The following is a 5,338-nucleotide window of genomic DNA, read 5'->3' as shown; positions in this document are numbered from 1 at the left end:
CGCAGCCGTGAACGATGGGAATTTCCTGCCCTTCGAGGGTCTGCTGACGGTGCTCTCCATGCCTTACGAGGATCAACCGGCCTTCGGCCGCTACATCGATCCGCCGCGGCCCGATCAAGTCGTGCACCAAACATTTTGCGGCACTTGACCAAGGAAGGGCAAGCTCGACGACCGGCATCTAGATCACTGCGGCCGGGCGAACTGTTACCCCACAGATTACCCCGCGATCTCCTGCGGGTCTCTCGCCGGTCGGTTTTTCAAGCTAAATAATTGTTTCTATTGGTGGGCGCACAAGGACTCGAACCTTGGACCCGCTGATTAAGAGTCTGATGTTTTTGCCGATAAATCAACGGGCTAGCTGTAAAGGGAATGATTTTGTGATGGTTCGAGATCAATAGGTTAGACGCGAGATGTAAAGGGCACTGCCTCAATGAACGCGATCAATCCAACGCTGTTTTCGAGCCGCCGACTCCGCGCCGCTCGCGCGCTCCCCGGGCTGACGCAATCGGAACCCGGCTGCGGCGTGCTTCGGTCACGTCCTAACGTGAGAACTTGATCAATGACCCACCGCAGCCTGTCCCTTAGCCCGCCTGCCGAACGCATGCGCCGTCACCGGCAGCGCCGCCGTAATGGGCTTCGTTGCCTGAATGTCCAGTTACGCGAAACAGAAATTGAGACACTCATCCGAAAGGGCTTGCTGAAAGCAGATGCGCGTAACGATCCCCACGCGATCCGAGAAGCGCTCCACGCGCACTTCGACCGCACCTTGAGTGCAATCCCGTGACGCGAAACAGAAAAGACTGTCCTGACTTTCTGCAGTCCCTAAAAAGCAAGCAGTACGAAAGTCGGCATGCCCAACGCGCGCGCGCAACAGCGAGTAAAAGCCGTGAGCGGCCTGTCCTCACAGGTCGTCATTTGCCAAATGATTTCGACAGGTTAGCAAATGGGTCGCCCAACCTGTGAGAGCCATACGTCGATTGACGTGCGCGAATGGAAACGTCGAGGATTTTTACGCGCTGGCCATTTGTTTCCATGGTTTTGGAATTTCCAAGGCGTGCCATGCGGTAGCATTTTTGTCCGCACTGAGCCTGACGCAGTAATCTTGACATTGTGGTCGCAAAACCCCCGCGACAAAAAGGGGACGCTAATTGAACAGCGCGTGCCTCTGACTTGGACGAAGTGCCACGTTGGAGGTGAACGTCCTTGGTTCGTCTGTACCCTCTGTTCCGGCGGCCGACACTGTGGACGACGGGTCGCGGTGTTGTACGGCGCGGGCAGTTTTTTCGCATGCAGAAATTGTTGCGGGCTAGCCTATGCGAGCCAGTCAGAGAGCCCGAAGTTTCGTGACATACGCCGGTCACGGAAGATCAGGACGCGGCTTGGCGGTAGTCCGAACCTGTGCGAACCCCTCCCGGAAAAGCCACGCCGAATGCACTGGCGTACGTACTTTCGCCTTCGGGCACGCGGCGAGGCGGCAGACGCGACGGCATTTGGGCACTTGCGATCTCCGGCGCGACAGACCAAGCCACCAGCGTTCCGTGATTAAACAATTACAATAATCGACGCTCTTGGTTCCGGGAGACCGATTCGGTTCTAGTTCCCAAATGATTTAGGGACTTCGCCTAGACGATTACGCCCTGCGGTCCGGTTCATTGGGCGCTAGCGGGCTCCACACTCCCTGTGGCGTTCGACCGCCGTCGTACTATGCTTGTGCGGCGCAAGCGCCCGGGGCGGAAGGTGATGTCCACGATCGCGGAGTGGCTGAACTGGCTCGGCATGTCCGAGTACGCCCAGCGCTTTGCCGAGAACGACATCGATACCTCCGTCCTCCGTCATTTGACCGATCAGGACCTCAAAGAGCTTGGCGTCTCGCTCGGGCACCGACGAAAGATGTTGGCAGCGATTGCGGAGCTTGGCGGTGCCGTTCCGGCGTCGCAGCCGAGGTTTACCGAGCCGAAGACCCAAGACACCGCCGAGCGCCGCCAAGTCACAGTGATGTTCTCGGACCTCGTCGGCTCGACGGCACTCTCGGCCCGCATGGACCCGGAGGATTTGCGCGAGGTCATTTCGGCCTATCAGAAATGCGTCGCCGAGACCGTGCGGCGCTTCGGCGGCTTCGTGGCGAAATACATGGGCGACGGCGTGCTCGTCTATTTTGGCTATCCGCAGGCCCACGAGGACGACGCCGAGCGGGCGGTGCGGGCGGGGCTGGAGCTGATCGCGGCGGTGGTCGGGCTAAAGACGCGCGCTCCGCTGCAAACCCGTGTCGGCATCGCGACCGGGTTAGTGGTCGTCGGCGACCTGATTGGATCGGGGGAAGCGCAGGAACGCGGCATCGTTGGCGAGACGCCGAACCTCGCGGCGCGCCTACAGGGCATCGCCGAGCCGAACATGGTTGTCATCTCCGAGAGCACGCGGAGGCTTCTCGGCAATCTGTTCGAGCTGCAAGACCTCGGAACCAAGGACCTCAAGGGCATCGCCGGACCGGTGCGGGCCTTCGCGGCGCTGCGGACGAGTTCGGTGGAGAGCCGCTTCGAGGCGATGCACGCGACCGGCCTGACCGCGCTGGTCGGGCGCGAAGAAGAAATCGAATTGCTACTGCGGCGCTGGTCGAGAGCCAAGACCGGCGAAGGCCAGGTGGTGCTCGTTTCCGGCGAGCCTGGTATCGGCAAATCGCGGCTCACCGCTGCGTTGCTGGAACACCTCGCCACCGAACCGCACACGCGGTTGCGCTATTTCTGCTCGCCGCAGCATACCGACAGCGCCTTTTATCCGATTTTCGGCCAGATGGAACGCGCCGCGGGACTAGCACACGACGACACCCCGCAAGTGAAACTCGACAAACTAGATGCCGTGCTCGCGAAGACCTCGACCACCATCCAGGACGCCGCGCTCTTTGCAGAGATGCTCTCGCTGCCGAACGACGGACGCTATCCCGCACTCGATCTTGCCCCGGAGCAGCGCAGGCAAAGAACGCTGGACGCCTTGGCAGCACAACTCCCGGGATTGGCTAGACAGCAGCCGGTATTGATGATCGTCGAAGATGCGCATTGGATCGATCCCACGAGCCTGGAAGTGTTCGGTCGGACAGTGGACCAAATTAAAACTCTTCCGGTGCTGGTCATCGTAACTTTCCGCCCCGAGTTTAACGCGCCGTGGGTGGGACAATCGCATGTGATGAGTTTGACGCTTAACCGGCTTGGGGAGGGTGAAACTGCGGCCATCATCGCGCGCCTTGTTGGCAACAAGGAGCTACCGGCGGATGTGATGGCGGAGATTGTGGAGCGGACCGACGGCATTCCGCTGTTTGTGGAGGAGATGACGAAAGCGGTGCTGGAGGCGGAGAGCGAGGGCGAAGCGCGGCGCACCGCTGCCGCGGTTCCATCCTCGCCCCTGGCCGTCCCCGCAAGTTTGCACGCATCGCTGATGGCCCGGCTTGACCGGCTCGGTCCCGCGAAGGAAGTCGCGCAGATCGGGGCGGCGATCGGGCGGGAGTTCCCGCATGCCCTGCTGGTTGCGGTGGTGCGCAAGCCGGAGGTGGAGCTAGGATCTGCGCTCGACCGTCTCATTCAGTCTGGGTTGCTGTTCCGACAGGGCGTGCCACCGCATGCGACTTACCTGTTCAAGCACGCCCTGGTGCAGGACGCGGCCTATGGCACGCTGCTGCGCGAGCCGCGACGGGCGTTGCACGCTCGCATCACCGAAACCCTTGAGAGCCAGTTCGCCGAGATCGCCGAGAACCAGCCGGAGCTGCTGGCGCGTCACTATACCGAGGCAGGTCTCTACGAGAAGGCGGTCGGCTACTGGCTCAAGGCCGGACAGCAGGCGGTCGCGCGCTCGGCGATGCTAGAAGCCGAGGCACTCCTGCGCAGAGGTCTGACCTCGGTATCCCACCTGACCGACAGCATTAGTCGCCGGGAACACGAACTGGATCTGCAGATCGCTCTCGGTCGTGCACTTTCTCAAACGCAGGGTTTTCATACGCAGGCTACGGGCGAGGCTTATTCTCGTGCGCGCCTGCTCTGCGATGAACTCAAGCGGCCGCGCAAACTTTTGCCGATCCTTTACGGGCAGTGGGTGAATTGCCTTGTAGGAGCCGATCTCAAGCGAGCGGAGCAGTTCGCCGCGGAGATGTTGAAGCTCGGCGAATTGGGAGATGATGTTATCACGCGGGTGGTGGGTTACCGTGCGAGCGGAGCAACGAGCCTCTTCCTCGGTGACTTTCCGGTGGCGCGTGCATGTCTGGAAGAGGGGCTTGAACTCTACGATCCGGCACAACGGGCCCTTTACGGGGAAATGACGTCGGTCGATACGCGCGTTGCTCTGCTGGGGTATTTGGCGCAGACGCTTGCCTGCTCCGGCTACCCCGATCAAGCGTGTTTGCGAAGCGATGAGGCCGTTGCCGAGGCGCGCGACACAGCGCATGCGCCAACGCTCGCGCACATCCTTTGGCACGCTTGGTGCACAGGCTGGAGCGCGCACTCTGACCCCGCATTATTGTTGTTTTATGCGGACGAACTCGTAGCGCTGTCCGCGGACCGAGAACTGGTCTTTTGGCACAAAAGAGGATTGGTGTGCCGCGGCTGGTGCTTGGCCGCGTTGGGGCGCGGAGAACAAGGGATTTCGCTGCTGACCGATGGGTTATCCGACCTCGGCACCACCATCTTTGGACCTCTTGTTCTAACGATGTTGGCTGATGCCTGTCGAATAGTTGGGCAGCCGGGGGTTGGGCTTGCGCACCTCACTGAGGCCGAGCGTCAAGCCGAGGCGACACACGCCAGATGGTGCCAATCTGAGATAGTTCGGACGCGGGGCGTCTTGTTGACGCTGACGGGGGATTGCGTTGCCGCCGAAGCCAGCTTTCGCGATGCAATTGCCGTCGCGCAGCGGCAAAGCGCGAAGTTCTTTGAGCTACGCGCGGCGCTCGACCTCGCTCGCTATTGGCGTGCTCAGGGCAAGTATGATGAGGCCCGAGATCTGCTCGCTCCGATCTACGGCTGGTTCACCGAAGGTTTTGATATGCGCGATCTGAAAGAAGCCAACGCGCTGCTCGAAGGGCTGGCGCCATAAGGGGTAAGATACCTTTCATCCTCCGCCACGGCGCGTAGTGGAGCGGGGGGAGACGGAGCAAAACTGGAGCGCTTGCGCTCGCGCTGCAAACGGGAGGAAAGCATGACAATGAAACGGAGTGTCGTGACCGGCTTGTTTGCGTGATACTGCCGAGCCTGTTCCGGCCCCCGCTCGAGTGCTGTCTGGGTACCAGCCCGATCCAGGCCGAGAAGTTGCGACCCGATCGGAAGGCTTTGGGGTCCGCGACGCTGGCGACCAGCGCGGTGGC

At 61.2% G+C, this 5,338-nt stretch carries 1 protein-coding gene and 1 pseudogene; one reads left to right on the top strand and one right to left on the bottom strand.

What is annotated here, in order from left to right:
* Nucleotides 1–1,740: 1,740 nt before the first annotated feature.
* Complete coding sequence (locus ABSB13_RS16450; protein ID WP_428110390.1) at nt 1,741–5,070, top strand: AAA family ATPase; 3,330 nt, start codon at nt 1,741–1,743, stop codon at nt 5,068–5,070.
* A gap of 136 nt (nt 5,071–5,206) precedes the next feature.
* Here ABSB13_RS16450 and ABSB13_RS16445 read toward each other — a convergent pair.
* Nucleotides 5,207–5,338: pseudogene (locus ABSB13_RS16445) on the bottom strand (transposase); the annotation flags it as partial.

The organism is Binatus sp. (SeqCode), assembly GCF_050013435.1.
In the GTDB taxonomy this organism is placed as follows: domain Bacteria; phylum Desulfobacterota; class Binatia; order Binatales; family Binataceae; genus Binatus.
This window is presented reverse-complemented; position numbering and strand designations above follow the sequence as displayed.